The 23606-nt window shown below is 66.9% G+C and carries 17 protein-coding genes; 12 read left to right on the forward strand and 5 right to left on the reverse strand.

The features are described 5' to 3' along the window. The first annotated feature begins 72 nt into the window (after window positions 1-72). From ACE3S9_RS02515 to ACE3S9_RS02570, 12 genes are all read left to right on the forward strand, one after another. Window positions 73-501, forward strand: a complete 429-nt coding sequence (locus ACE3S9_RS02515; RefSeq protein WP_374544854.1) for a phasin — start codon at window positions 73-75, stop codon at window positions 499-501. 125 nt (window positions 502-626) lie between these two features. Further along, entirely contained in the window at window positions 627-3341 is a 2715-nt protein-coding gene (locus ACE3S9_RS02520) for a hypothetical protein (RefSeq protein ID WP_374544855.1), read from the forward strand. Then, window positions 3341-4267, forward strand: a complete 927-nt coding sequence (locus ACE3S9_RS02525; RefSeq protein WP_374544856.1) for a flagellar motor protein MotB — start codon at window positions 3341-3343, stop codon at window positions 4265-4267. Before ACE3S9_RS02520 ends, ACE3S9_RS02525 begins: the two co-directional genes overlap by 1 nt. Then, entirely contained in the window at window positions 4251-5648 is a 1398-nt protein-coding gene (locus ACE3S9_RS02530) for an EH signature domain-containing protein (RefSeq protein WP_374544857.1), read from the forward strand. Before ACE3S9_RS02525 ends, ACE3S9_RS02530 begins: the two co-directional genes overlap by 17 nt. 136 nt (window positions 5649-5784) lie before the next feature. Continuing rightward, window positions 5785-5976 (forward strand): hypothetical protein, encoded by a 192-nt coding sequence (locus ACE3S9_RS02535; RefSeq protein WP_374544858.1) that lies wholly within the window; start codon window positions 5785-5787, stop codon window positions 5974-5976. 158 nt (window positions 5977-6134) lie between these two features. After that, window positions 6135-6404 (forward strand): usg protein, encoded by a 270-nt coding sequence (locus tag ACE3S9_RS02540; RefSeq protein ID WP_374544859.1) that lies wholly within the window; start codon window positions 6135-6137, stop codon window positions 6402-6404. Between the two features lie 378 nt (window positions 6405-6782). Further along, complete coding sequence (locus ACE3S9_RS02545; protein ID WP_374544860.1) at window positions 6783-9281, forward strand: glycogen/starch/alpha-glucan phosphorylase; 2499 nt, start codon at window positions 6783-6785, stop codon at window positions 9279-9281. Continuing rightward, entirely contained in the window at window positions 9278-11488 is a 2211-nt protein-coding gene (glgB, locus tag ACE3S9_RS02550) for a 1,4-alpha-glucan branching protein GlgB (protein ID WP_374544861.1), read from the forward strand. The genes ACE3S9_RS02545 and glgB overlap by 4 nt, the downstream gene beginning before the upstream one ends. 79 nt (window positions 11489-11567) lie before the next feature. Next, the gene (glgC, locus tag ACE3S9_RS02555) at window positions 11568-12860 is read left to right on the forward strand and encodes a glucose-1-phosphate adenylyltransferase (protein ID WP_374544862.1); all 1293 of its coding nucleotides are present in this window, start codon (window positions 11568-11570) and stop codon (window positions 12858-12860) included. Between the two features lie 13 nt (window positions 12861-12873). Further along, window positions 12874-14334 carry a glycogen synthase GlgA gene (gene glgA, locus ACE3S9_RS02560; RefSeq protein ID WP_374544863.1) on the forward strand — a complete coding sequence of 487 codons (1461 nt, stop codon included), beginning with the start codon at window positions 12874-12876 and terminating at the stop codon, window positions 14332-14334. Next, window positions 14331-18410 carry a glycogen debranching protein GlgX gene (gene glgX / locus ACE3S9_RS02565; protein WP_374544864.1) on the forward strand — a complete coding sequence of 1360 codons (4080 nt, stop codon included), beginning with the start codon at window positions 14331-14333 and terminating at the stop codon, window positions 18408-18410. The genes glgA and glgX overlap by 4 nt, the downstream gene beginning before the upstream one ends. Window positions 18411-18518: 108 nt before the next feature. Beyond that, the gene (locus ACE3S9_RS02570) at window positions 18519-19082 is read left to right on the forward strand and encodes a nicotinamidase (RefSeq protein WP_374544865.1); all 564 of its coding nucleotides are present in this window, start codon (window positions 18519-18521) and stop codon (window positions 19080-19082) included. Between the two features lie 4 nt (window positions 19083-19086). Here ACE3S9_RS02570 and ACE3S9_RS02575 read toward each other — a convergent pair whose 3' ends face one another. The 5 genes from ACE3S9_RS02575 to ACE3S9_RS02595 all read right to left on the reverse strand — a co-directional run. Then, a complete protein-coding gene (locus ACE3S9_RS02575) occupies window positions 19087-20469 on the reverse strand; it encodes a nicotinate phosphoribosyltransferase (RefSeq protein WP_374544866.1) in 1383 nt (460 codons plus the stop codon). Window positions 20470-20533: 64 nt separating this feature from the next. Continuing rightward, window positions 20534-21169, reverse strand: coding sequence for a transglutaminase-like cysteine peptidase (locus ACE3S9_RS02580; protein WP_374544867.1), 636 nt, complete (start codon window positions 21167-21169; stop codon window positions 20534-20536). Between the two features lie 201 nt (window positions 21170-21370). Next, window positions 21371-21706, reverse strand: a complete 336-nt coding sequence (locus tag ACE3S9_RS02585; protein ID WP_374544868.1) for a cupin domain-containing protein — start codon at window positions 21704-21706, stop codon at window positions 21371-21373. Between the two features lie 7 nt (window positions 21707-21713). Next, the gene (locus tag ACE3S9_RS02590) at window positions 21714-23000 is read right to left on the reverse strand and encodes an NRAMP family divalent metal transporter (RefSeq protein ID WP_374544869.1); all 1287 of its coding nucleotides are present in this window, start codon (window positions 22998-23000) and stop codon (window positions 21714-21716) included. A gap of 4 nt (window positions 23001-23004) precedes the next feature. After that, window positions 23005-23606 (reverse strand): TOBE domain-containing protein (locus ACE3S9_RS02595; RefSeq protein WP_374544870.1); only part of this gene is annotated, 602 nt, incomplete at its 5' end.

A 23606-nucleotide genomic window follows, 5' to 3' on the forward strand; every position in this document is an offset into this window, starting at 1 on the left:
CGGCGGCGGGTGATGAATCGCGCCCCGCGCAGGAATAATCCGACAAAAAGATCGTCCATGAGGAGCCAGGCCATGCCGAAAGCTGAGTTGAAACCCGCCGAACTGTTCCCGATCTCCGGCGACAATGTCCGTGAAATCGCCGAAAAGGGGCTGACCCAGACCCGCGACGCCTATGAGAAGCTGAACGCCTCCGCCAAGGAAGCGGCCGGCTCGATCGAATCCTCTGCGACCATCGTCGCCAAGGGCCTGACCGAATTCAACGCCAAGGCCTTCGAGGCGATCCAGGCCAACGCCTATCTGACGCTCGACTATCTGTCCTCGCTCGTCGCGGCCAAGAGCCCGACCGAAGCCGTGTCGCTGCATTCCGCCCATGTCGAGAAGCAGCTCAAGGCCCTGAGCGGCCAGGCCAAGGACCTCACCGCTCTGGCGCAGAAGATCGCGCAGGAAGCCTCCGAGCCGCTCAAGACCCAGTTCGAAAAGACCATCAAGCCGGCGGCCTGATTCCGCAAATCCGCCGGCGCCGCCTGATCGGCGCCGGCTTCCCGCCCCCTCCGCGCCGGCGGCGGGAAGGATGTGCTGAAACGCCCAAAATATCTTGAAACTCAAGGGACGGCCCGGATAAGCCAATGGATCGTTTCGCCGACTTCGTCCTGACGCCGATAGCGCTGTTTTCCGGACGGTCGCTCGCGGTCGGGATCGCCCTGAGCATTCTCGGCGCGGCCCTGCTGATCTGGCTGCTGGCTCTGGTCCCGGCCGAGCGCCGTTTTGTCGGCCCGCTGCGGCGGATCGCCCACGGCCTGCGCGCCCTGCGCGGCAAGAATCAGGCGCCCGAAGCCCTGTTCGCCGAGGCCGACGCCCTGTTCGAGGCGAGCGCGCTCACCCCCGACTGGCGCCGCTATCGCTCCGGCGTGGAATTCGAGGACGGCAAGGCGGTGAATTATTCCGACCCGGCGGATTTCTTCGCTCTGGTCCACCTGCCCGGCCATTCCTATCCCAAATGGTCCTCGACGCTGGCCGGCGTCTTTCTCACCGTCGGCCTGTTCTTTACCTTTGTCGGTCTGTCGGCGGCCCTGCTTCAGCTTGGCGGCGACGGGCATGATTCTCTCTCGCCGGCGCAGCTCAAACATGCCGTCGAAGGCATTCTCGCCGTCAGTTCGGTGAAATTCATCACCTCGATCGCCGGCATTCTCGCCTATATTTTCTGGAGCGTGGTCGCCCGCCAGCAGGCGGCGGCGCAGACGGTCGCCGAGGAAGACCTGCTGCGCGAAATCCGGGCGCTCTCGCTTTATGTCGCGCCGGAAATGATTCTGCGCCGGCAATTGCGGCTCGCCGAAGCGCAGAGCGCCCGCTACGACACGCTGGCCGATGTGCTCACCGCCCGGCTCGACGCGGCTTTCGTCAAAATGTCCGACACGCTCGCGGAAGGCGCGGCCAAGGCCTTCGCCCCGCTGCGCGACGAAATCGCGGGCCTGAGCGCTCGCGCCAATGAGGCCAACGCCTCCGTGGCCGAAAGCGCGGGCGCGGCCTTCGGCAGCCTGTGGCGCGACGGGATTGGACGCCATCTCGAAAGCTTCAGCGGGGAAATCGGGCGCGGGGCGGATGATCTGACCCAATCCGCCGCGCGCATGGCCGCGCAGATGGAGCAGAGCCAGGATCGCATGGCCGCGACTCTCGCCGCCTTCGAGACGAAAATCGCCGGCCTGCCCGCCGCTTTCGCCGCCACCTCCGAACAAAACGCCCGCGACGCCGGCGCGGCCTTGCGCCGGACGCTCGACGACGCCCACAAGGCCGCCGAAGAGTCGAGCCAGGTCCAGGCCGAAAAAATGTCGGCGCGCATCGAGGGCGTCGCCGCCGCGCTGGCCGCCGCCGCCGGCGCGCTGACCCAGGCCGGCGTCGAGTCCCGCGCGCAAATGGCGGAAGGCGCCAAGGCCGTCTCGGCCTCGGGCGAGGAAGCCGCCGCGCGGTTGACCCGCATGGTCGAGGCTTTCGCCAATGCCGTGAGCCGGCTCTCGACGCGGCTTGATCAAACCGAACAGGCGCTCGGCGCCCATAATGAACGCCTCGACAAGGCGGGCGAGATCGTCTCCGGCGCCTCCGGCAATCTGGCTCTGGCCGCCGGCGCCATGGAAAGCGCCGCCGCGCCGCTGACCACCGCGACGCTGACCTTCCGCGACGCCTTGGGTCGGCTGTCCGACGCCGCCGCGCGGATCGAGCAGATTTCCTCCTCCGGCGACCAGATCGCCGGCCATATCGCCTCTTTCGGCTCGCAAATGACCGCGTCGCTCGCGGCCTTCGACGCCTTGCCCGGCAAGATCAAGGCGACGGAAAGCGGCTTCGGCGACGATATCGGACGCTCCGCCGCCGCCTTGACCGAAGCCGCCCATCGCCTGAGCGTGGGCTTCGAACAGGGTCAGGCCTCGCTGGCCTCGACGCTGGCCGGTTTCGAGGCGAAAATCCTCGCCATGCCGGCCGCCATGGCCGACGCTTCCGCGCAATCCTCGCGGGAGATCGGCGCCAAGGTGCAGAGCGCGCTCGACAGCGTGGCCGCCGCCGCGACCCAGGCCAGCCGGGGCGGCGCCGATCTGTTCGCCGCGCGGGTGGACGAGATCGCGCGCTCGCTGTCGCTCGCCGCCGACAAGCTGACCCAGGCGAGCGACGCCTCGGGCGCGCGGCTGCGCGACAGCCATGACGCTCTGGCCGCCGGCGCCGTGCAAAGCGCACAAGTGCTGTCGGGCGCCGCCGAAAGCTCGGCCGAACTGCTCAACAAGACGGTGGAGCGTTTCGCCGATTCCGCGCGCGGCCTGTCGCTCAAACTGGCGGAAGTCACTTTGGGCATCGACGCCCAGAACGCCCGGCTCGAACAGGCGGGCACATTGGTTGCGGGCGCCTCGCAATCGCTGGCGCAAGCCGCCGGCAGCATGAGCGAAGCCGCCGGCAGCGTCAGTGAAGCCGCCGGAACGGTGACGAAAGCCGCGCCGCCGCTGGCCAAGGCCAGCACGGCGCTTTCCGGCGCCATGGAGACCTTTTCCGGCGCCGCCGGCCGCATCGGCGCCTTGGCCGAATCCGGCCGCGATGTCGTCGAGACCTTCCAGCGCGCGGCGAGCGAGGCCAACAAGAGCCTCGGCGCCCATTCCGAAGGGTTTCGCGAGGTCGAGCGCATGGTCGCCCGCACGCTGGACGAGCTTACGCGCGGCGTTCAATCGCTCGGGCAGGAAATCACGCAATGCGTCGAGAGTTACGATAATGAAATCGCGCGCTCGATCGGCAGTCTCGAAGCGGCGCTGATCGACATCGGCGATATTGTCGACCATCGCGCGAAACAGACGGCCGAGGCGCGCTGATGTTCGCCGCCCGCGTTCACAAGATCGAGGAAGAAGAGAAGAAAGACGTTTTCGCGCCGGTCGCCGATCTGATGGTCGGCGTGGTGTTCATCTTCATCATCATGGTGCTGGCTTTGTCGCTGGTGATGATGGAAGACGCGGTGCCCCGGCCGCTCTACGACCAGACGGCGCAGGAACTGAAAGACGTCACAGCCGAGCGCGACGCGCTCAAGAAGCGCGCCGATCAATTCGCCGAATTCGTCAGCTATCTGAAGACCGGCAGCGTCGTGCCCTTGCTCGACCGTCTCGCCGAGGCCGACGCGACGCGCGCGAAAATCCTGCAAATGCTCAAGGAGCGCCTCGCCACGCAGGGCGTCGCCGTCGAGGCCGATTTCCGCAGCGGCGTGCTGCGCCTGCCCACCGGCAATCTGTTCGAATCCGGTGAGGCCGATCCGACGCCCCACGGCCGCGAGGTCATCCGCCTGCTCGGCGCGGCTTTGGCCGATACGGTCCCGTGCTTCCTGCCGGGCGCCGCGCCGCCGCCCGCCTGTCCGCCGCAATCACAGGGCAGCGTGCTCAATGCGGTCTATATCGAGGGCCATACCGACGCCGCGCCCCTGCGCGGCGTGAAGGAAGGGCTGCGCGATAATTGGGACCTATCCGCCGCCCGCGCCATCGAGGCCTTTCGCATCGTGCGGGACTCCGATCCGCGCGCGCCCAATCTGAAAAACGCCGAGGGCAAGAGCCTGCTCGGCGTCAGCGGCTATGCCGACACCCGGCCCGTGACCGAGGGCCTGAGCGACAAGCAGCGCGCGGACAAGGCCGTCATGGAGACCGACCGCCGCATCGAGGTCCGGCTGATCATGGCGGTCAATCGCGACCAGGTGGAAAAAGCCCTGCGCGAGCTGAACCAGCGGCTGGAACGGCTCGATGCCGGCGCGAAATGAACCGCGTCCATCCCTGCTGGCGAAGGCGGGGCGTTCGCGCCTGCGTCGCCTCGCCAATGAACTCGAAGAGCGCCACGGCCCCGGCCGCGCGGCGCCCGGCGCGCCGGATTCGCTGATCGCGCGGGCGGCGCGCAAACTCGCCGCCAATGGGAGCGACCTCGCCGCGCTCGATTTCGCCGAGAAGAAAGCGGTGCTGGAACTGCTCTGGCGCCGGCGCAATCCTTGGATTCCCCTAGCTTCCGACATCGCTGACTGGCTGCGCTGGGCGGAAACCGGCTGGAAGCCGCGCATCGCCGAAACGCGCGCCTGCATCGCTTTGCTGCGCCATTTCGACCCGGACAATCCCGCCGCAGCCATGACGCGCGACTGGCTCGAAAACCGGCAGGACGCGCTTTGGGGCCGATTCGGCGATTTCGCCCGCGCATGGCGGCTGTGGGAGGGCGCGCCGGCCGTCGCGCGCGCCGCCGAGAGCTTGGCGCGAGGCGATCTCGCCTTCCTGCGCGAAGCCGAACGCAACGCCCAGACCCGGACTGTTCTGCAAGGCTCCGGCTTTATGGTCGCGGTCACGGAGGCTTATGCGCGCCGCCTGTCGCAAGACGCCGCGCCCGACCAATGGACCGCCATCGGTCCCCTGCTGGATTTCTTCGAGCCCGGCGGCCTGCTCGGCGCCGGCGGCCCGGCGTCGGCGCGCGCTCGGGCCAAGATCGCGATCATCGAGGGCCTCGTCTCCTGGGCCGCCGCGCGCGCCGCGCCGGAGGCCATCGCCCATGCGCTGAAAATGGCCTTTCGCATCGCGGGCGATCCGCGCGCCGGATTGGACGACTGGCTCGACCTTCCCGAAGGCGTGCTCGCGCAGGTCGAGCTTTGGCTGGTCGAGGACACGCTCGAAAGCTCGTTTCGCATCGTCGAGGAGTTGCGCACGGATGAGCGCGAGGCTTTGGCCGCGCGGCGTGATTTCTGGCGTTCCTATCTGCCCTTCGTCACGCGGGCGCGGCTGATCGGCGCGCGCAAGGCGCAGAGCGCGGCGGCGACGCTTGGCGCGCCCTGCTGCGGCCTCAAGACCTATCTGAGCGACCATTGCGGCTTCGTGCTGGAGCTGCGCGGACCCGAGGGCCGCCGGCTCATGGCGCTGGAGCTCAACAATCTCGCGCAGACATTGTTCTGGGCCGGCGACAATGCGCGCGCGCCGCGCTTCGACCAGCGCCTTTATGACGTCAGCGCCCTGCGCGGGACCAGCGACGCCGCGCTGAGCCATTTGCCGCCAATCGGCTGGACGGAAAAATTCGCGGCGGTGATCGAAAACCATGCGGGACTTGCGGCCTCGAATCGCATAAATCTGCTCAATTCCGACAGCGAAACAGTCAGTTCTTCCGCTGTTTGAAGAAAAAGTTACTTCAAGCGTCGTCATTTTGATGTCGTCGGCCCCTCCTACCAAGGGGCGCGCAATGTTAATGTCGCAATCAGCTCCAGCTTGCAGGCTTGCGGGGGGCGGAGCGACACGAGAAAGGGAGTCGCCCATGAAAAAAGTTCTTCTCGGCCTGTTCGCCCTCGGCATGATCGTCGCCGACATGCCCGCCGCCAACGCCGTGGTCTGCGCGCGCGGCGTCTATCGCGCCGGCTGCGCCGGCCCGCACGGCGCCGTGGTCACGCGCCGCCCGGTTGTCGCGCCGCGCTGCTATTATCGCGCGGGCGTGCGCGTCTGCCGCTGATCGGTTTTACGCGTTTCGAACGGCCCCGCCCCAGGCGGGGCCGTTTTGCTTTGGGAGCGGCCGTCAGCACTCGCTGCGGTTTGCTGCTAACAATTTGATTATGTTGACATTTTTTTGAATTGGCCGCCTAATTTCGCTATTGCGAGAAGGAGGCGGCGATGGCGTCAAAGGACTTTGTGCGGCAGCTCGAAGGCTATGGGATCACGACGGCCAATATTCTCTATCGGATGCCGGATCATCCGGCGATCCTGCAAAGCTTCATCTGGCAGGAATATGATCTTCAGCCAGACTTCCCGGAATTGCGGAAGTTCCTGAAATTCTGGACCGAGAAGATCGAGGGCGCCATTCACCACGTGATCGTCGGTCATTCCGGCCTGATCAAGCCAGCAGAACTGCGAATGGTCAGCGCGGAGTTCCGGCTGCACTGACGATCGAGACGTCGCGAAGGCGATCCGGCCCTCGCCATCTCGCCGCAAGCAGGGAAAGCGGGCGCCATCCCCTCTCCCCGCAAGCGGGGAGAGGGTTAGGGTGAGGGGCTGGGCCGCCGGCTTCAATGTCAAAAGCTCCCCGCCCTGAACAATCGGGTACGGCGCTCAATCCTGCCTGCTCTCCGCCCTTCCCCTCGGGCCCCTCACCGCTTTCCCCTCGGGCCCCTCACCCCTGCCCTCTCCCCGCAAGCGGGGAGAGGGAGCAAAACGCCGCCCCAATTCTTTTTTGTTTGCGCGCGCTGCTCTATTGTGGCGACCAATGAAGCCGCACAGGGGCGGGCTTCCAGCCCGTCCGGCCGCCCGGAGAATTGACCGCGCATGAATGAATCTTTTTCGCCCTTGCCCGCCGAACCGGACGCCGAAACCGCCCCGACCGCCGAAGAACGCGCCTCGCTGGTCGAGCAATTGCGCGAGGCCGTGCTCGAAAAGCTGAATTATTCCGTCGGCAAGGACCGCAACACCGCGAGTGAGCGCGACTGGTTCATCGCCGTGGCTCTGGCGGCGCGCGACCGCATGGTCAATGACTGGATGCGCTCGGTGCGCGACGCCTATCGCGAGAACCGCCGCCGCGTCTATTACCTGTCGCTGGAATTCCTGATCGGCCGGCTGCTGATCGATTCGCTCACCAATCTCGATCTGGTCGAGCCGATGCGCGCAGCGCTGGCCGGCCTCGACATCGATCTCGACAAGCTGCGCAATGTCGAGCCAGACGCCGCGCTCGGCAATGGCGGTCTCGGCCGTCTCGCCGCCTGTTTCATGGAAAGCATGGCGACGCTCTGCATCGCCGCCCATGGCTATGGCATACGCTACGACCACGGCCTGTTCCGCCAGACCATTTCCGACGGCTGGCAGCATGAATATCCCGAGGACTGGCTGGATTTCGGCAATCCGTGGGAATTCCCGCGCCCCGAGGTGAATTACAATATCGGCTTCGGCGGCGTGGTCGAGAGCGTCCCGCGTCCGGGCGGCGTCCCGGCTCATATCTGGAAACCGTCCGAAACCGTGGTCGCGGTGGCCTATGACACGCCGGTGGTCGGCTGGCGCGGCGCGCAGGTCAACACCTTGCGTCTGTGGTCGGCCCGCGCGCCCGATCCTTTGCGGCTCGACGTGTTCAACCAGGGCGATTATGTCGGCGCGCTGGCCGATCAGGTCCACGCCGAATCCATCTCGAAAATTCTCTATCCGAGCGATTCCACCGCCGCGGGTCAGGAATTGCGGCTGCGGCAGGAATATTTCTTCGCCTCGGCCTCGCTGCAGGATCTCGTCCGTCGCCATCTGAAGCAGAATGGCGATATCGACACGCTGGCCGACAAGGTGGCGATCCAGCTCAACGATACCCATCCGGCGATCGGCGTCGCCGAACTGATGCGCCTGCTGGTGGACGTGCATGGCCTCGACTGGGACCGCGCCTGGGAGATCACGCAGGCGACCTTCTCCTACACCAATCACACGCTGCTGCCGGAGGCGCTGGAAACATGGCCGACGCCGCTGATGGAGCGGTTGCTGCCGCGCCACATGCAGATCATCTATCTCATCAACGCCGAACATCTCGACAGATTGCGCGCCGAGGGCCTCGAAGAACCCGGCAAGCTGGCCGCTTTGTCGCTGATCGACGAGAATCACGGCCGCCATGTCCGCATGGGCCATCTCGCCTTTCTCGGCTCGCACAAGGTCAATGGAGTCTCGGCGCTGCACAGCGAACTGGTCAAAAAGACCGTGTTCCACGACCTGCATGAAATCTTCCCGGACCGCATCGTCAACAAGACCAACGGCGTCACCTTCCGCCGCTGGCTGTTCGAGGCCAATCCGCATCTGACCAAACTGATCGCCGAGACCATCGGCAAGGATTTCTACGACGACCCGCAGGCGCTGGCGAAACTGGAGCCTTTCGCGACCGATCTCGACTTTCAGGCGCGTTATGGCGCGGCGCGGCAGGCCAATAAATCGGCCTTGGCCAATCTCATCGCCGACCGAATGCTGATCAAGGTCGATCCCACCGCCTTGTTCGACGTGCAGATCAAGCGCATCCACGAATACAAGCGCCAGCTTCTCAATATCCTGCAGACCATCGCGCTCTACAACGAGATCCGCGCGCAGCCGATGCGCGACTTCGTGCCGCGGGTGAAAATCTTCGCCGGCAAGGCCGCGGCGAGCTATCATATGGCCAAGCTGATCATCAAACTGGCCAATGACGTGGCGCGGGTGGTGAACAACGATCCGACGGTGCGCGATCTTCTCAAGGTGGTCTTCCTGCCCAATTACAATGTCAGCCTCGCGGAAGCGATCATCCCGGCCGCCGACCTGTCCGAGCAGATCTCGACCGCCGGCATGGAGGCTTCCGGCACCGGCAATATGAAAATGGCGCTCAACGGCGCGCTCACCATCGGCACGCTGGACGGCGCCAATGTCGAGATCAGGGAGCGCGTTGGCGACGACAATATTTTCATCTTCGGCCTGACGACCGAAGAGGTGGCGGAGCGCCGCAAGAAAGGCAATGACGCCCGCGAAACCATCGAGGCCTCGCCTTTGCTGCACGAGGTCATCGAGTCCCTCGCCAATGGCGCCTTTTCGCCCGACGACCGCCACCGCTACGCGCCGCTGGTCGACATGCTGACCTATCACGATTATTTCCTCGTGACGGCTGATTTTGACGCCTATTCCGCCGCGCAGGCCCATGTCGCGCGGCGCTGGCGCGACCGCAAGAGCTGGCAGCGCTCGGCCATTCTCAACACCGCCCGCACCGGCTGGTTCTCCTCCGACCGCGCCATCGCCGAATATGCGGACGACATCTGGAAGGTTCCGGTTCGCCAATCATGAGCCAAAATCCGGATCGCACGCCGGACGCCGACGTCGAGGCCATCGTCGCCGGACGGCATCCCAACCCCTTCGCCGTGCTCGGCCCCCATGCGAGCGCGCAAGGCGTGGCGATCCGCGCCTTTGCTCCGGGCGCGCTGAAGCTCGCCGCCGTCTATGCCGATGGCGCGCGCGTCGCGCTCGCGCCGCGCGGCGACGGCTTTTTCGAAGGCGCGGCGGCGAACAAACCGGTCTTCGCCGCCTATCGTCTGGATGCGGAGAACGAGGGCGGGCGCTGGGATTGGGACGATCCCTATCGGTTTGGCCCGATCCTCGGCGAAATCGACGACCATCTGCTGGTGGAGGGCGCGCATCACGAGCTTTATCGCCGCCTCGGCGCGCATCGCCTCACGCATGAAGGCGTCGAGGGCGTGCATTTCTCGGTCTGGGCGCCCGACGCCAGCCGCGTCTCGGTGGTTGGCGATTTCAACCTTTGGGACGGGCGGCGCGCCTGCATGCGCAAGCGCATCGACAGCGGGCTGTGGGAAATCTTTCTGCCCGGCGTTCCGGAAGGCGCGTTCTACAAATATGAAATCCTGTCGGCGGCGGGCGAGATCATGCCGCTCAAGGCCGATCCGTTCGGCCAGCAGGCCCAGATGCGCCCCTCCACCGCCTCGGCGGTCGCCGGCGCCCCTGCCTTCCAATGGACCGACGCGGACTATCTCGCCGCGCGCGCGCAATGCGATCCGCGACGCGCGCCTTTGTCGATCTATGAGGTCCATCTCGGCTCCTGGCGCCGGGGCGAGGACAATCGCTTCCTGACCTATGACGAACTGGCCGACAGCCTGATCCCCTATGTGGTGGAGCAGGGATTCACCCATCTCGAACTGCTGCCCATTTCCGAACATCCGCTCGACGCCTCATGGGGCTACCAGCCGATCGGCCTTTATGCGCCGACCTCGCGCTTCGGCGATCCGGACGGCTTTCGCCGCTTCGTCGACCGCGCCCATGCGCAGGGGCTCGGGGTGATCCTCGATTGGGTCCCGGCCCATTTCCCGACCGACGAACACGGCCTCGCCTGGTTCGACGGCAAGCCGCTCTATGAAAACGCCGATCCGCGTCGCGGTTTTCATCCCGACTGGAATACCGCGATTTATGATTTCGGCCGCCGTGAAGTCGCCAATTTCCTCGCGGTCAATGCGCTCTACTGGTTCGAGCAGTTCCACATCGACGGCCTGCGCGTCGATGCGGTCGCCTCGATGCTCTATCTCGATTATTCGCGCAATGAAGGCGAGTGGACGCCGAACCAATATGGCGGCAAGGAAAATCTCGAAGCCATCGCCTTCCTGCAAAGCGTCAACCGGCTGGTCTATGAACGCTATCCCGGCGCGCTGATGATCGCCGAGGAATCGACCTCCTGGCCCGGCGTCTCGCAGCCGGTTCATGCCGGGGGCCTGGGCTTCGGCTTCAAATGGAACATGGGCTGGATGAACGACACCTTGCGCTATGTGGCGCAGGACCCGATCTACCGCCGCTGGAGCCATGACAAGCTGACCTTCGGCCTGCTCTACGCCTTCGCGGAAAATTTCATCCTGCCGATCTCGCATGATGAAGTGGTGCATGGCAAAGGCTCGCTGATCGGCAAGATGCCCGGCGACGAATGGCGCCGCTTCGCCAACGCACGCGCCTATTACGCCTTCATGTGGGCCCATCCCGGCAAGAAGCTCCTGTTCATGGGTCAGGATTTCGGCCAGATCAGCGAGTGGAGCGAAGACCGCTCGCTCGAATGGCATTTGCTGCAATTCTGGCCCCATGCCGGCCTGAGCCGGCTGGTGCGCGACCTCAACACGCTTTATCGCGCTTATCCCGCTTTGCACGCGCGCGATTGCGAGGCCGAAGGCTTCCAATGGCTGGTGGTGGACGATTCCGAAACCTCCGTCTTCGCCTGGCAGCGGCGCGGTGGGCCGGATGATCCGCCGGTCGCGGTCGTGGTCAATTTCACCCCGGTTCCACGCCCGGATTATCGCATCGGCCTGCCGGCGCCGGGACGCTGGCGCGAGATCCTCAACACCGACGCCGATGTCTATGGCGGCGGCGGCCTCGGCAATCTCGGCGCGGTGGAGGCGACAGCCGAGCCGTATGACGGCCAACCAGCCTCGGCGCGCGTGATGGCGCCGCCGCTCGGCGCCGTTTACCTGGTCCATGAACCAGATGTTCAGCCTCGGAGTTGATCCAGATTGACGCGGCCGGGCCAAGCCTGAATTAAAATGAAAATCCTGCCGCAAGAGAGGCGCCGGAGGCAAAAGTCCGATGACGAAATCCTTCACCGTCCCGCTGTCGAGACCGCCATCCGTCAATGCCCCGCTCGCCCGTAACGCCTTGGCCTATGTGCTGGCGGGCGGGCGCGGCTCGCGCCTGATGGAGCTGACCGACCGCCGCGCCAAGCCCGCCGTCTATTTCGGCGGCAAGGCGCGCATCGTCGATTTCGCTTTGTCGAACGCGCTCAATTCCGGCATACGCCGTATCGCGGTCGCCACCCAATACAAGGCGCACAGCCTGATCCGCCATTTGCAGCGCGCCTGGACCTTCCTGCGCCCCGAGCGCAACGAGAGCTTCGACCTGCTGCCGGCCTCGCAGCGCATTTCCGAGAATATGTGGTATGTCGGCACCGCCGACGCGGTCTATCAGAACGCCGATATCATCCTCGACTACGATCCGAAATTCATCATCATCCTGGCCGGCGACCACGTCTACAAAATGGACTACGAGCTGATGCTCCAGCAGCACGTCGACCAGGGCGCCGACGTGACCGTGGGCTGTCTCGAAGTCTCGCGCGAAGAGGCCAAGGGCTTCGGCGTGATGGGCATAGACGAGACCAACCGCATCGTCTCGTTCGATGAGAAACCCAAGGAGCCGGCGCCCATGCCGGGCCGGCCGGATCGCTGCCTCGCCAGCATGGGGATCTATGTCTTCAACACGACCTTCCTGTTCGACCTGTTGCGCGAAGACGCCGCCAACGGCCTGTCGACCCATGATTTCGGCAAGGACCTGATCCCCTATATCGTCAAGCACGGCAAGGCGGTGGCGCATCATTTCTCATCTTCCTGCGTGCGCTCGACGCAGGAGGTCGCGCCCTACTGGCGCGACGTCGGCACGGTGGACGCCTATTGGGCCGCCAATATCGACCTGACCCATATCGAGCCCGAGCTGGATATTTTCGACCGCGACTGGCCAATCTGGACCTATGCAGAACTGACCGCCCCCGCCAAATTCGTCCATGACGTCGACGGCCGCCGCGGTCAGGCGGTGTCCTCGCTGGTTTCCGGCGGCTGCATCGTCTCCGGTTCGTCCCTGCGTAATTCGCTGCTGTTCAACCGCGTGCGCGTCAATTCCTACGCCCAGGTCGAGGAGGCCGTGATCCTGCCCGATGTCGATATCGGGCGCTCGGCGCGACTCACCAAGGTGGTGGTGGATCGCGGCGTGCGCATTCCGTCCGGCCTGGTCATCGGCGAGGATCCCGAACTCGACTCCGCCCGCTTCCGCCGCACCTCGGGCGGCGTCTGCCTCGTCACCCAGCCGATGATCGACCGACTCCCAGAATGAAATCCCGCCCCGCATGAAGCCTCTCGCCGCGCTTTCGGTCGCGTCCGAAATCTATCCGCTGGTCAAGACCGGCGGGCTCGCCGATGTCGCCGGCGCCCTGCCCGGCGCGCTCGCCGCCGAACAGGTGAGCCTGCGCACCCTTTGTCCCGGCTATCGCCCCGTGCTGGCCGCGTTGAAAAAGGCCGAGACAGTCGCGAAATTCAACGATCTGTTCGGCGGCCCCGCGCGCCTGCTGGCGGGACGCGCCGGCGCTCTGGAGCTGTTCGCGCTCGACGCGCCGCATCTCTACGACCGCGACGGCGGACCCTATGCCGGCCCGGACGGGCTCGATTTCGCGGACAACGCCTTTCGCTTCGCGGCTCTGGCCAAAGTCGGCGCCGCGCTCGGACAGGGCCTCGTCGAAGGCTTCGCGCCCAAAATTCTGCACGCCCACGACTGGCAGGCGGGTCTTGCCGCGGCCTATCTGCATTACAGCGGCAAGCCGCGCCCCGGCGCGGTCATGACGGTGCATAATCTCGCCTTTCAGGGCCAGTTTCCGGCCGAGCTTTTCGCCGCGCTCGGCCTGCCGCCGCAGGCCTTTTCCATCGAGGGCGTGGAATATTACGGCGGAATCGGCTTCCTGAAGGCCGGCTTGCAGCTTTCCGACCGCGTCACCACCGTTTCGCCGACCTATGCGCAGGAAATCCAGCAGCCCCATGCGGGCATGGGGCTCGACGGGTTGTTGCGCGCCCGCGCCAGCGAACTTTCGGGCATTCTCAACGGCATTGACGTCGATGTCTGGAACCCGGAGACCGACCCGCTGATCGCCGCGCCTTTTTCGGCGAAAAAGCTCGGCGCCCGCGCGGACAACAAAAAAGCCTTGCAGGCGCGGCTGGCGCTGGCGCGCGAGCCTGAGCGCCTCCTGGTCGGCGTGGTGAGCCGGTTGTCGTGGCAGAAGGGCCTCGACCTGCTGCTCGCCTGCCTGCCGGTTCTCGAACAATGCGACGCCCAGCTCGCTTTGCTCGGCAGCGGCGATCCCGCGCTCGAAGCCGCCTTTCAGGAGGCCGCGCAGACCCATCCCGGCCGGATCGGCGTTCATTTCGGCTATGAGGAGCGACTGGCCCATCTCATCCAGGCCGGCGCGGACGCCATTCTCGTGCCCTCGCGCTTCGAGCCGTGCGGCCTGACCCAGCTTTGCGCCATGCGCTATGGCGCCGTGCCGGTGGTCGCGCGGGTCGGCGGCCTTGCCGACACCATCATCGACGCCAATGAAATGGCGTTGCAGGCCAATTGCGCCACCGGCCTGCAATTCGCGCCGGTCGCGGCCGACGCCCTCGCTGGCGCTTTGCGTCGCTGCGCGGCGTTGCACGCGCAAAAGAGCCTGTGGAAGAAGCTCCAGACCAACGGCCTCAAGACCGATGTGAGCTGGGCCAATCCCGCCCGCCATTACGCGCAGATCTACCGCGAGATCGCGCCGCCGGACGCCAAATCTTGAGCGGCTGGACCGTCCTTCCCGGCGCGCCGGAGCCGCTCGGCCTGACGCTGGCGGAAGCCGGCGCCAATATCGCGGTTTATTCTGAGACGGCGGAGCGCATCGAACTCTGCCTGTTCGACGCCGGCGGTCGGCAGGAGATCGCGCGGCTTGCCCTGCCCGGCCGGACCGGCCCGGTCTTTCACGGCTTCGTCCCCGGCCTCGCGGCGGGCGCGCTCTATGGGTTCCGCGCGCACGGCCCCTGGCGGCCGAAGGACGGCCTGCGTTTCAATCCCAACAAGCTGCTGCTCGATCCCTTCGCGCTGGCGCTCGATGGGGCGATCCGACTGCACGACAGTTTTTTCGCCGCGCAGGACGGCGTCTTTTCGACCGAAGACAGCGCACCATTCGCGCCGAAAGCCGTGGCCGCCACGCCCCAATTGGCCGCACCGCGACGCCGCAAAATTCCGTGGTCCGACACCGTCATCTATGAAATGCATGTGCGCGGCTTCACGAAGCGACTGCAAAGCCTGCCCGAAGCCGTACGCGGAACCTTCGCGGGCCTGGCCCATCCGGTCGCGCTGGCGCATCTGAAGCTGCTCGGCGTGACGACCCTGGAGCTGATGCCCTGCGCCGCCTGGATCGACGAGCGTCACCTTCGCGCGGCCGGCCTGACCAATTATTGGGGCTATAATCCCGTCGCCTTTCTCACCCCCGATCCGCGCCTCGCGCCTGGCGGGTGGCGCGAGGTGCGCGAGAGCGTCGCGGCCTTGCAGGCGGCCGGTTTCGAAGTCCTGATCGACGTCGTGCTCAACCATAGCGGCGAGAGCGACAAGGACGGCCCGACGCTTTCCCTGCGCGGGTTCGACAACCCGACCTATTACCGCCTCGATCCGGCCGACCCGGCCCGCTATATCGACGACGCCGGCTGCGGCAACATCCTGCGGCTCGATCGTCCCGCAACCTTGCGCCTCGCGATGGAGTCGCTGCGCGCCTGGGCGCTCTACGGCGGCGTCGATGGTTTCCGCTTCGACCTCGCCACCACGCTGGCGCGCCGCGCCGAAGGCTTCGATCCGCACGCGCCGCTGCTCGCGGCCATTGCGCAAGACCCCGTCCTGCGCGATCTCAAGCTGATCGCCGAACCCTGGGACATCGGCCCGGGAGGCTATCAGATCGGCCGCTTTCCCGCCGGCTGGGGCGAATGGAACGACCAGTTCCGCGACATTGCGCGCAAATTCTGGCGCGGCGATGCCGGCATGATCGGCGCGCTGGCGACGCGGCTCGCAGGTTCGGCGGATCTTTTCGCGGGCAGCAAGCCGCCGTCGCGCGGCGTCAATTTCGTCACCGCCCATGACGGCTTCACGCTCGCCGATCTCGTCGCTTATGAGCGCAAGCATAATGAGGCCAATGGCGAGCAGAACCGCGACGGGACCGATTCCAACCATTCCTGGAACAACGGCGCCGAGGGCGAGACCGCCGATGAATCCATCAACGCGGCGCGACGGCGCGACCAGCGCAATCTGCTGGCGACGCTGCTGCTGGCGCGCGGGACGCCGATGCTCTCGACGGGCGCGGAACTGGGGCAGAGCCAGCGCGGCAACAACAACGCCTATGCGCAGGACAATGAAACCGCCTGGCTCGATTGGGACAAGGCGGATGTGCGGCTGGCCGCCTTCACGCGCGCGCTGATCGCTCTGCGCCGTGCGACGCCAGCCATCACGGAAGACGCCTTCCTGACCGGCGCGCCGCGCGCAGGCGAGGCTTTTCCCGATGTCGAATGGCGCGGCGCCGATGGCGAAATCCTGCGCGACGCGCAATGGAGCGACGGCGAGCAGCGTTTTCTCGCAGCCTTTTTCTGCGCGCATCAGGCGCGCGCCGGCTTGCTGTTCAACGCCGGCCACACAGCAGCCCATTTCCGGCTCCCGCCAGCGCGCGAAGGCCATTTCTGGCGCCGCGCGCTCGACACAGCCGTCGAGGACGGAGCCGGCGACGGCGCCTGTTTCGATTGCGGCGAGACGCTGATCGTCGCGCCGCGCGCTGCGCTCGTATTGGTCGAGACGCCGGACGCGCCCGCCGCCCTGTTCGACGCGCCGCCGCAGGCGGAGACGCTGGAGGCGCTCGCCCGTGCGGCGGGACTCACGCCCGACTGGCATGACATTGGCGGCGCGCGCCATATGGTCCCCGATTCCACCAAACGAGCGCTTCTGAGGGCGATGGGTTTCGCCGCCGAAACGCAAAGCGAAGCGCGCGCCAGCCTCCGGCGACTCGCCGCCGAACGCGACCGCCGCTCCCTGCCGTTTGCTCTGGTGTTTCGCGAGGGCCACCCGATCGCCGTTCCGTTCGCCGCCGCGCCGTCAGAAGCGCTTGTCCTGACCAACGAGAACGGCGCCGAGCAACGCATCGCGCTCGCCGCCCAAGACCTGCGCCGCGCGGAAAGACGCGCCTGCGACGGCGGCTTGTTCACCGTTCATGTCGTGACCTTGCCGCCTCTGCCCGTCGGCCGCTATCGGCTCGCCTTGGAAACCGACCGTGCGACCTCATGCCATATCACCATCGCGCCGCGCGCCTGTTACTGGCCTGACGCGCTCGACGCCGGCGTTTCGGGGATCAGCGCACAACTCTATAGTCTGCGCCACGACGGCGATCAGGGAATCGGCGATTTCACCGCGCTCGCCGAGTTGTCGGAGGCGGCTGGCCGCGCCGGCTACCAGACAATCGGGATCAACCCGCTGCACGCCTTGTTCGCGCAGGATCGCGAACGCGCCAGCCCCTATCATCCCAGCGATCGCAATTTCCTCGATCCGCTCTATCTCGATCTCGAAAGGCTCGGCGACATCACCGGCCTGCCCTCGCCGCTCGACGCGGGCACGCGGGCGCAAGCCAAGGCGCTCGCGGCCAAGGCGGCGGTGGATTATCCCGGCGTCTGGGCGCTGAAAAGCGAGGCTCTCGCCGCGCATTTCGACGCTTTCGAACAGGCGTCCGCCGATCCCGCCTTCGCACCCGCGCGCGATTTCGAAAGCTTTGTCGCCGAGGGCGGCGACAGGCTCCAGCATTTCGCTGCGTTCGAAGCGAAGTCCCGCGCCGGCGCCGCCTGCGATCCGGCGCGCTCCGTGCGCGTGATCTGTTTCGAGCAATGGCTGTGCGACCGGCAATTGGCGCAGGCCGCCGTGCGCGGAAAAGCCGCTGGCCTCGCCTTGGGATTTTATCGCGATCTCGCCGTCGGCGCGGCGCCCGACGGCGCGGAGATCGCCGCCGAATCCGGCCTGTTCCTGCGCGGCGTTTCGGTCGGCGCGCCGCCCGACCCGTTCGCGGAAGGCGGCCAGGTCTGGAACCTGCCGCCGCCCGATCCGCTCGCCATGGCGCGCGACGGCTATGCCGCGTTCGCCGGCCTGTTGCGCGCCAACATGCGTCACGCCGGCGCCCTGCGCATCGATCACGTGATGGCGTTGGCGCGGCTGTTCGTCGTCCCCGACGGCGCGCCCGCGCTCGACGGCGCCTATCTGTCCTATCCCTTGAACGATCTCCTCGGCGAACTGGCGCTGGAAAGCGTCCGCGCGCGCTGCGTGGTGGTCGGCGAGGATCTCGGCACGGTGCCGGAGGGTTTCCGCGACCGAATGGCGGTCGAAAATGTGCTGAGCTACCGCGTGCTGTTCTTCGAGCGCCAGGGCGCTGATTTCGCCCCGCCCGCCGCTTATCCGCGCAAGGCGCTGGCCTGCGCCTCGACCCATGACCTGCCGACCCTCATCGGCTGGCGGCGTGGCGCCGATATCGCCGAAAAAGCGGCGCTCGACCTCATCCCGCCGGAGGCCGCCGAGACCGAAAAAGAGCGTCGGCGCGCCGACGAGGCGCGCCTGCTGAAAGCTCTCGCCGCCGAGGGTCTTTTACGCGACGCCTCCCCCTCCGACGCCGATTTCGTCGCCGCCGTTCACGCTTTCATCGCCAAGACGCCGTCCGTTCTGGCGCTGGTCCAGATTGACGATCTGCTCGGCGAAACCACCGGCGTCAACCTGCCCGGCACCGACCGCGAGCGCCCCAATTGGCGGCGCCGATTGGCGCGCGCGGTCGATGCGCTCGCGCCGGGCGCGCGCCCGCGCCGCTAAACGTCAGCGCCGCCTTGCGCAGGGCGCAAAACCTTCAATCGCGCCCTTTTCGCGCGCCTTCGCAACAATTCTTGCGGCGAGGCGTTGGGCCGAATGCGAGGCCCGGCGATGCAGGACGATTCGATACGCAGCGACGATGCTCTGCTGATCGTCGACATCCAGAACGATTTTTGCCCCGGCGGCGCCCTGCCGATCGCCGAGGGCGACGCCATTCTGCCGCGCGTCAACGCGCTGATCGAGGCGGCGGAGCGGGCCGGCGCGCTGGTGGTCGCCTCGCGCGACTGGCATCCGCCGGAGCACGTCAGCTTCGCGGCGCGCGGCGGGCCCTGGCCGCGCCATTGCGTGCAGGGCGAACCGGGCGCCGCCTTCCACCCCGCCCTGCGCCTGCCCGAGCGCGCGCTGCTCATCCCCAAGGGCGACCGCGACGATACGGACCAATATTCCGCCTTTGACCGCACCAGCCTCGCCGAGGCCCTGCGCCGTCATGCCGTACGGCGGGTCTGGGTTTGCGGGCTGGCGCTCGATGTCTGCGTCAGGGCGACGGCGCTCGACAGCCTCGCCGCCGGCTTTCCAACCCTGCTCGTCGCTTCCGCCAGCCGCCCCGTAACGGAAGCAGGGGGCGCCGCCGCGCTGCAGGATTTTTCTCGGGCCGGCGGACGCATAATGGCGTAACGCCTCAGGGCGCCCCGGCGTCTTTCGCCTGTCGCAGCAGCCGTTCCCGCAAAGCCTCGGCTTCGGCCTGAAGCCTTGGCGAGACCGAGACGGGATAGGGGCGCGGCGCGGGGGCCAAAGCGCGCGCTTCGGCCGGCAGCGTGGCGATCGCTTGCGCGGCCTGCGCGCGCAACACGCCGAGGTCCGCGACCGGGGGCGCGAGGCGCCGCCCGCCGCGCATGACCGGAACGAGCAACGGCCGCCCCTCGCAGGGCTCATCGAAACGAGCCAGAACGTCGCCGGCCGCGACGCCGCCCTCCTCGCGCCGGAACACCTGCTTGCGGCCCGGCAAGGTGGCCTTGGTCTGCGACAGCTTCATGCGTCCTGCGCCGGCATATTCAGTCAGCTTATAGGCGATATCGAGCGCCGGCGCGTCGGCGGAAACGCTCATATCGGTGCCCACGCCGAAAATGTCGATCGGCGCGCCGGCCCTGACCAGCGCGTCGACCTTGGTCTCGTTGAGCCCGCCGCTGGCGACGATGCGCAGATGCTGCAGCCCCGCCTCATCCAGCAGGGCGCGCGTCGCGCGCGACAGCGCGGCGAGATCGCCGGAATCGAGCCGCACCCCGGTCAGGCGGCAGTCCGACCCGAGCCGTCTCGCGAGCGCGATCGCATCGCGCACGCCTTGCAGCGTGTCATAGGTGTCGACCAGCAGAACGGTCTGCGGATAGACCCGCGCGAAGGCTTCGAAAGCCTCGGCCTCGCTGGCAAAGGCCTCGACAAAACTATGCGCCATGGTGCCGGCTGCGGGCAGGCCGTAAAGCGCGGCGGCGGCGAGCAGAGACGTCCCTTCGACCCCGGCGATCGCTAAGGCGCGCGCGCCACGGATCGCGGCGTCGCCGCCCTGGGCGCGGCGGGCGCCGAAATCCATTACGCGGCGGCCCGCCGCCGCCGTGACGACGCGATGCGCCTTGGAGGCGAGCAAGGTCTGCAGGCCGATATGATTGAGGATCAGCGTTTCGAGAACCTGTCCCTGACCGATCGGCGCAATCACTTCAAGAATCGGCTCGTTCGGAAAGAAGGGCGTCCCTTCCGGCAGGGCATAGATGTCGCCGGTAAAACGAAACCCTCGCAGGCCATCGAGAAAATCTTCGGGAAACAGGCCGAGTTCGCCCAGGAAGGCGATGTCATCCTCGGAAAAGCGGAAACGCTCGATTTCCGTCAGCAATTCGTCCAGCCCGCAGGCGATCAGGAAATTGCGCTCTTCCGGAAAGGCGCGGACGAACAGGCTGAACGCCGCCTCGCCCTCCATGCCCTGCGCCCGATAGGCGCGCAGCATGGTGAGTTGGTAAAGGTCGAGGAACAGGCCGTCGCTGGCCTCAAATCGGCCGGAAACGCGCTGGGGCATGAGGAACCGCCGGGTTCGGGACGAAGCAGAGTCAGCCTATGTTGCGCCGTCCCGGCGCGGCGGGTCAATTGGCGCTGGCGTTGCTCGCGCCGGCGGCGCGCGCGGCGAGCGCGGGGGCGCCCTGGATCGAGACCCAGACATTCGGGTCTTGCTGCGACTGGCGCTTCAGGAAGCGATAGCCGGTCGCGGTCCAGGGGCGGATGTCGTCGGTGAGATTGTCGAGGATGAAATCGCCGCGATCGGTCTTGACGGTGAGTATGGCGTGGCCGTTGCCCTCAAGGTCGCGGACGATGGTCATCAGCAAGGCCTGACGCGGAAAGCCGGCGTCGATCAATTGCTTGCGCTTGAGCAGCGCATAGATCTTGCAATCGCCCTTGCCGTCGGTCGGATAGTCCCAATGATCGAGCATGGTGCCCCAATGATCGTAATTGGAGATCGGCTCGATCGCCGCATTGACTTGGCGGTTGACGTGGTTCAGCGCCTTCCAGCTCGCGGCGTTCAAAGCGAGATCGCGGGCGGGCAGAACCGGCTGGGAGCATTCCTGCGGCTGGCGGCCGCAAAAATCGACCCAGCCATAGGGAATCGAGGTCTCGCCGCCGACCAGAGCGAAAGAACCGGCCGGCGCCGGGCTCGCCGCCTGCGCCGCGCCGCCCCAAAGGGCGCCCAGAGCCAACAGGAGGACAATCCGAAATTTCGCCATGACCCGTCTCGCATTCCACCGCGACGAACGCGGGGCGTCCGTCTTTGCTGCGGACGAGCATCGGGGCGCGCGGCTTTCGGGCCGCGAAAAGGAAAAGATCGCATTTTAATCAAATGCCGGCCGCCGCGCCGCGAAGCGAAACCATGCTTTCCGGGCGGCGATGCTCACACGGCGAATTGCGGTCAATCGCGCAAGGTTTCGTTAGTCAGTCGATTTCGAATGAACCGCCAGCCAGATCGTCGGCGCATCGGCGTCGGTCCATTCGACGCGATGCCGGGCGTGGGGCGGAATCTCGACATAATCGCCGGGGCGCAGCACGCGCGGGGCGCTCTCGCCCTCGAACAAGAGGGCCGCCGAACCGGCGAGCAGGATCACCCATTCGGTTCCGTCCTGATCATACCAGAAGCCCGGCGGACTGGCCTGGCCCCGCGACACGATGCGCTCGATGCGGACGCCGGGCCATTGCGCCAGCGGTTCGATCGCTTCCTCCGCGCCGTTCTCCGGCAGAGCCGCGAAGAAATGGCCGGATTTCACCATGGCCGCCTCACAGCGCACCGGCGATGGCGCCGATCAGGCCGACAAGGCCGACGCTCGTCGCCAGCACGATCATGATCGCGAGCCCCGCGCCGCGCAGGCGCAAAGGCGGCGACAGCGCGCCGGCGGCCAAGGCGATGAGCAGACCGACGACCAGCGGAAAGACCAGAGCATTGCCGACCTGCGCCGCAATATTGAGCCAGACCAGATCGCTCGCGAAGCGCACCAGCGCCGCCGCCCCGCCTATGCCGACGGCGTAGAGCGCGAGAAAACGCCGGGAATCGAACAGGCCGGCGCGGCGCCCCGCGCCTTCGCCGCGCCGCGCGGAAAAGATCTCGCCGACGCCCCACGCCAAGGCGAGCGAGGCGACGATGGCCGCCGCGAAAGAAGCGCCGAGCACGCCGAGGCTAAAGACCAGCAGGGCGCTGTCGCGCCCCAGCACGGCGGCGAGGGAATGGCCGATTTCGCCAATGCTGGCGAGGCCGCGACCGCGGTCGCCGGCGTAAAGCGCCGCCGCCGCCGCGACTAGAACGGCGCCGGTCAGCACCTGCGTCACCACGGCGCCAAGCGCGGTGTCGGCGCGGATCGCGGCGAGTGCGCCGGGTGTCATGCCGCGCCGCGCGGTCGCCGCCTGCTGGTAGAACACCATCCACGGATTGAACACCGAGCCGACGATGGCGGCGGCGAGAAACAGGAAATTGCGGTCGCCGAGCGGCGCGTGGACCATGTCGCGGATCATCGCGACCGGATGGGGCCGCGCCTTCCACGCGACCACCAGAAACGCGCATTCGAACAGGCCGACCGCCAGAGCGGCGCGCTCAACCTTGCGATGGGAGCCGGTGGCCGCCACCGCGATGAGCGCGAGGCCGGCGGCCGGCAGGGTGAGATCGCGAGGTAGGCCGTAAAGCTCGCCAACGCCCGCGACGCCGGTGAATTCCGTGACCAGCGTGCCGAAGGTCGCAGCGGCGAGCCCGGCCAGGGCGAGAAGCGCGACCGGAGCGCCGAAACGCGACCGCACCAGCGCGCCAAAGCCGTCGCCGGTGAACAGGCCGAGCCGCCCCGCCAGCTCCTGCACCAGATAAAGCGCCGGAATCAGCGCGAGGATCAACGGAAGCAGGCGGAAATTCCACTGCGCGCCGGCCTGCGCGGCGGCCACGACATTGCCTGCGTCGGTGTCCGACAGCATGACCAGAAGGCCCGGCCCCCAGGCGGCCAGGCCATGCGGCGGCCAGAAGGATCGCGCAGCCGCGGCTTGCGCGGCGCCGTCCCCCTGCGCGGGACCGTCGATCGGCGTCATGACGTCAATTGACCGCCAGAATGACCTGGCTCGGATCGAAAGTCGCCACCGCCTTGGCGCCGACCTCCAGGCCAAGATCCTCCACGGTCTGGCGCGGCGCCACGGCGTGCAAGGTCTTGCCGAAGCCGATGTCGAGCCGGATTTCGCTGTTGCGTTCCGCGTCGATGCGCTCCGAAACGACGCCCTCGAAGCTGTTCCGGCTGTTTTGCGGCGCGTGGTCGGGCGTGTACAGCCTGATGAAGGGCGATTTCACCAACGCCAGCACCTTGCGGCCCGGATTCAGATCGAGATCGTCGGCGGCGTCATTGGTGACGACGGCGAGGATCTTGCGTTCGTCGGCGAATTTCAGCGTCACCTCGACATCGACCGGCCAGCGTTTGATCTGGCTCACTTCGGTCTGGAACACGTTGCGCGCCGAAATGCGCGCGCCGAGCGTCCACAGAAAGGCCTCCTCCTGGCCCTCCATGCCTTCTTCCGCGATCAGATTGGAGATCGACGAAAGCTTCTCCTCCAGCCGGTGGAAGGTGGCGATCAGCCGGCGCCCCTCCTCGGTGACTTCGGCGCCGCCGCCGGAGCGGCCGCCGGGCCGGGTGAGGAAGGCCGGCG

It is taken from the genome of Rhodoblastus sp. (assembly GCF_041915505.1).
In the GTDB taxonomy this organism is placed as follows: domain Bacteria; phylum Pseudomonadota; class Alphaproteobacteria; order Rhizobiales; family Beijerinckiaceae; genus Rhodoblastus.

What these genes read in the sequence shown, in the direction of transcription:
- ACE3S9_RS02515 (WP_374544854.1), top strand. Translation starts at nt 73, where the DNA reads ATGCCGAAAGCTGAGTTGAAACCCGCCGAACTGTTCCCGATCTCCGGC.
- glgA (WP_374544863.1), top strand. Translation starts at nt 12,874, where the DNA reads ATGAAGCCTCTCGCCGCGCTTTCGGTCGCGTCCGAAATCTATCCGCTG.
- ACE3S9_RS02530 (WP_374544857.1), top strand. Translation starts at nt 4,251, where the DNA reads ATGCCGGCGCGAAATGAACCGCGTCCATCCCTGCTGGCGAAGGCGGGG.
- ACE3S9_RS02525 (WP_374544856.1), top strand. Translation starts at nt 3,341, where the DNA reads ATGTTCGCCGCCCGCGTTCACAAGATCGAGGAAGAAGAGAAGAAAGAC.
- ACE3S9_RS02535 (WP_374544858.1), top strand. Translation starts at nt 5,785, where the DNA reads ATGAAAAAAGTTCTTCTCGGCCTGTTCGCCCTCGGCATGATCGTCGCC.
- ACE3S9_RS02570 (WP_374544865.1), top strand. Translation starts at nt 18,519, where the DNA reads ATGCAGGACGATTCGATACGCAGCGACGATGCTCTGCTGATCGTCGAC.
- ACE3S9_RS02585 (WP_374544868.1), bottom strand. Translation starts at nt 21,706, where the DNA reads ATGGTGAAATCCGGCCATTTCTTCGCGGCTCTGCCGGAGAACGGCGCG.
- ACE3S9_RS02590 (WP_374544869.1), bottom strand. Translation starts at nt 23,000, where the DNA reads ATGACGCCGATCGACGGTCCCGCGCAGGGGGACGGCGCCGCGCAAGCC.
- ACE3S9_RS02545 (WP_374544860.1), top strand. Translation starts at nt 6,783, where the DNA reads ATGAATGAATCTTTTTCGCCCTTGCCCGCCGAACCGGACGCCGAAACC.
- ACE3S9_RS02580 (WP_374544867.1), bottom strand. Translation starts at nt 21,169, where the DNA reads ATGGCGAAATTTCGGATTGTCCTCCTGTTGGCTCTGGGCGCCCTTTGG.
- glgC (WP_374544862.1), top strand. Translation starts at nt 11,568, where the DNA reads ATGACGAAATCCTTCACCGTCCCGCTGTCGAGACCGCCATCCGTCAAT.
- ACE3S9_RS02520 (WP_374544855.1), top strand. Translation starts at nt 627, where the DNA reads ATGGATCGTTTCGCCGACTTCGTCCTGACGCCGATAGCGCTGTTTTCC.
- glgB (WP_374544861.1), top strand. Translation starts at nt 9,278, where the DNA reads ATGAGCCAAAATCCGGATCGCACGCCGGACGCCGACGTCGAGGCCATC.
- ACE3S9_RS02575 (WP_374544866.1), bottom strand. Translation starts at nt 20,469, where the DNA reads ATGCCCCAGCGCGTTTCCGGCCGATTTGAGGCCAGCGACGGCCTGTTC.
- ACE3S9_RS02540 (WP_374544859.1), top strand. Translation starts at nt 6,135, where the DNA reads ATGGCGTCAAAGGACTTTGTGCGGCAGCTCGAAGGCTATGGGATCACG.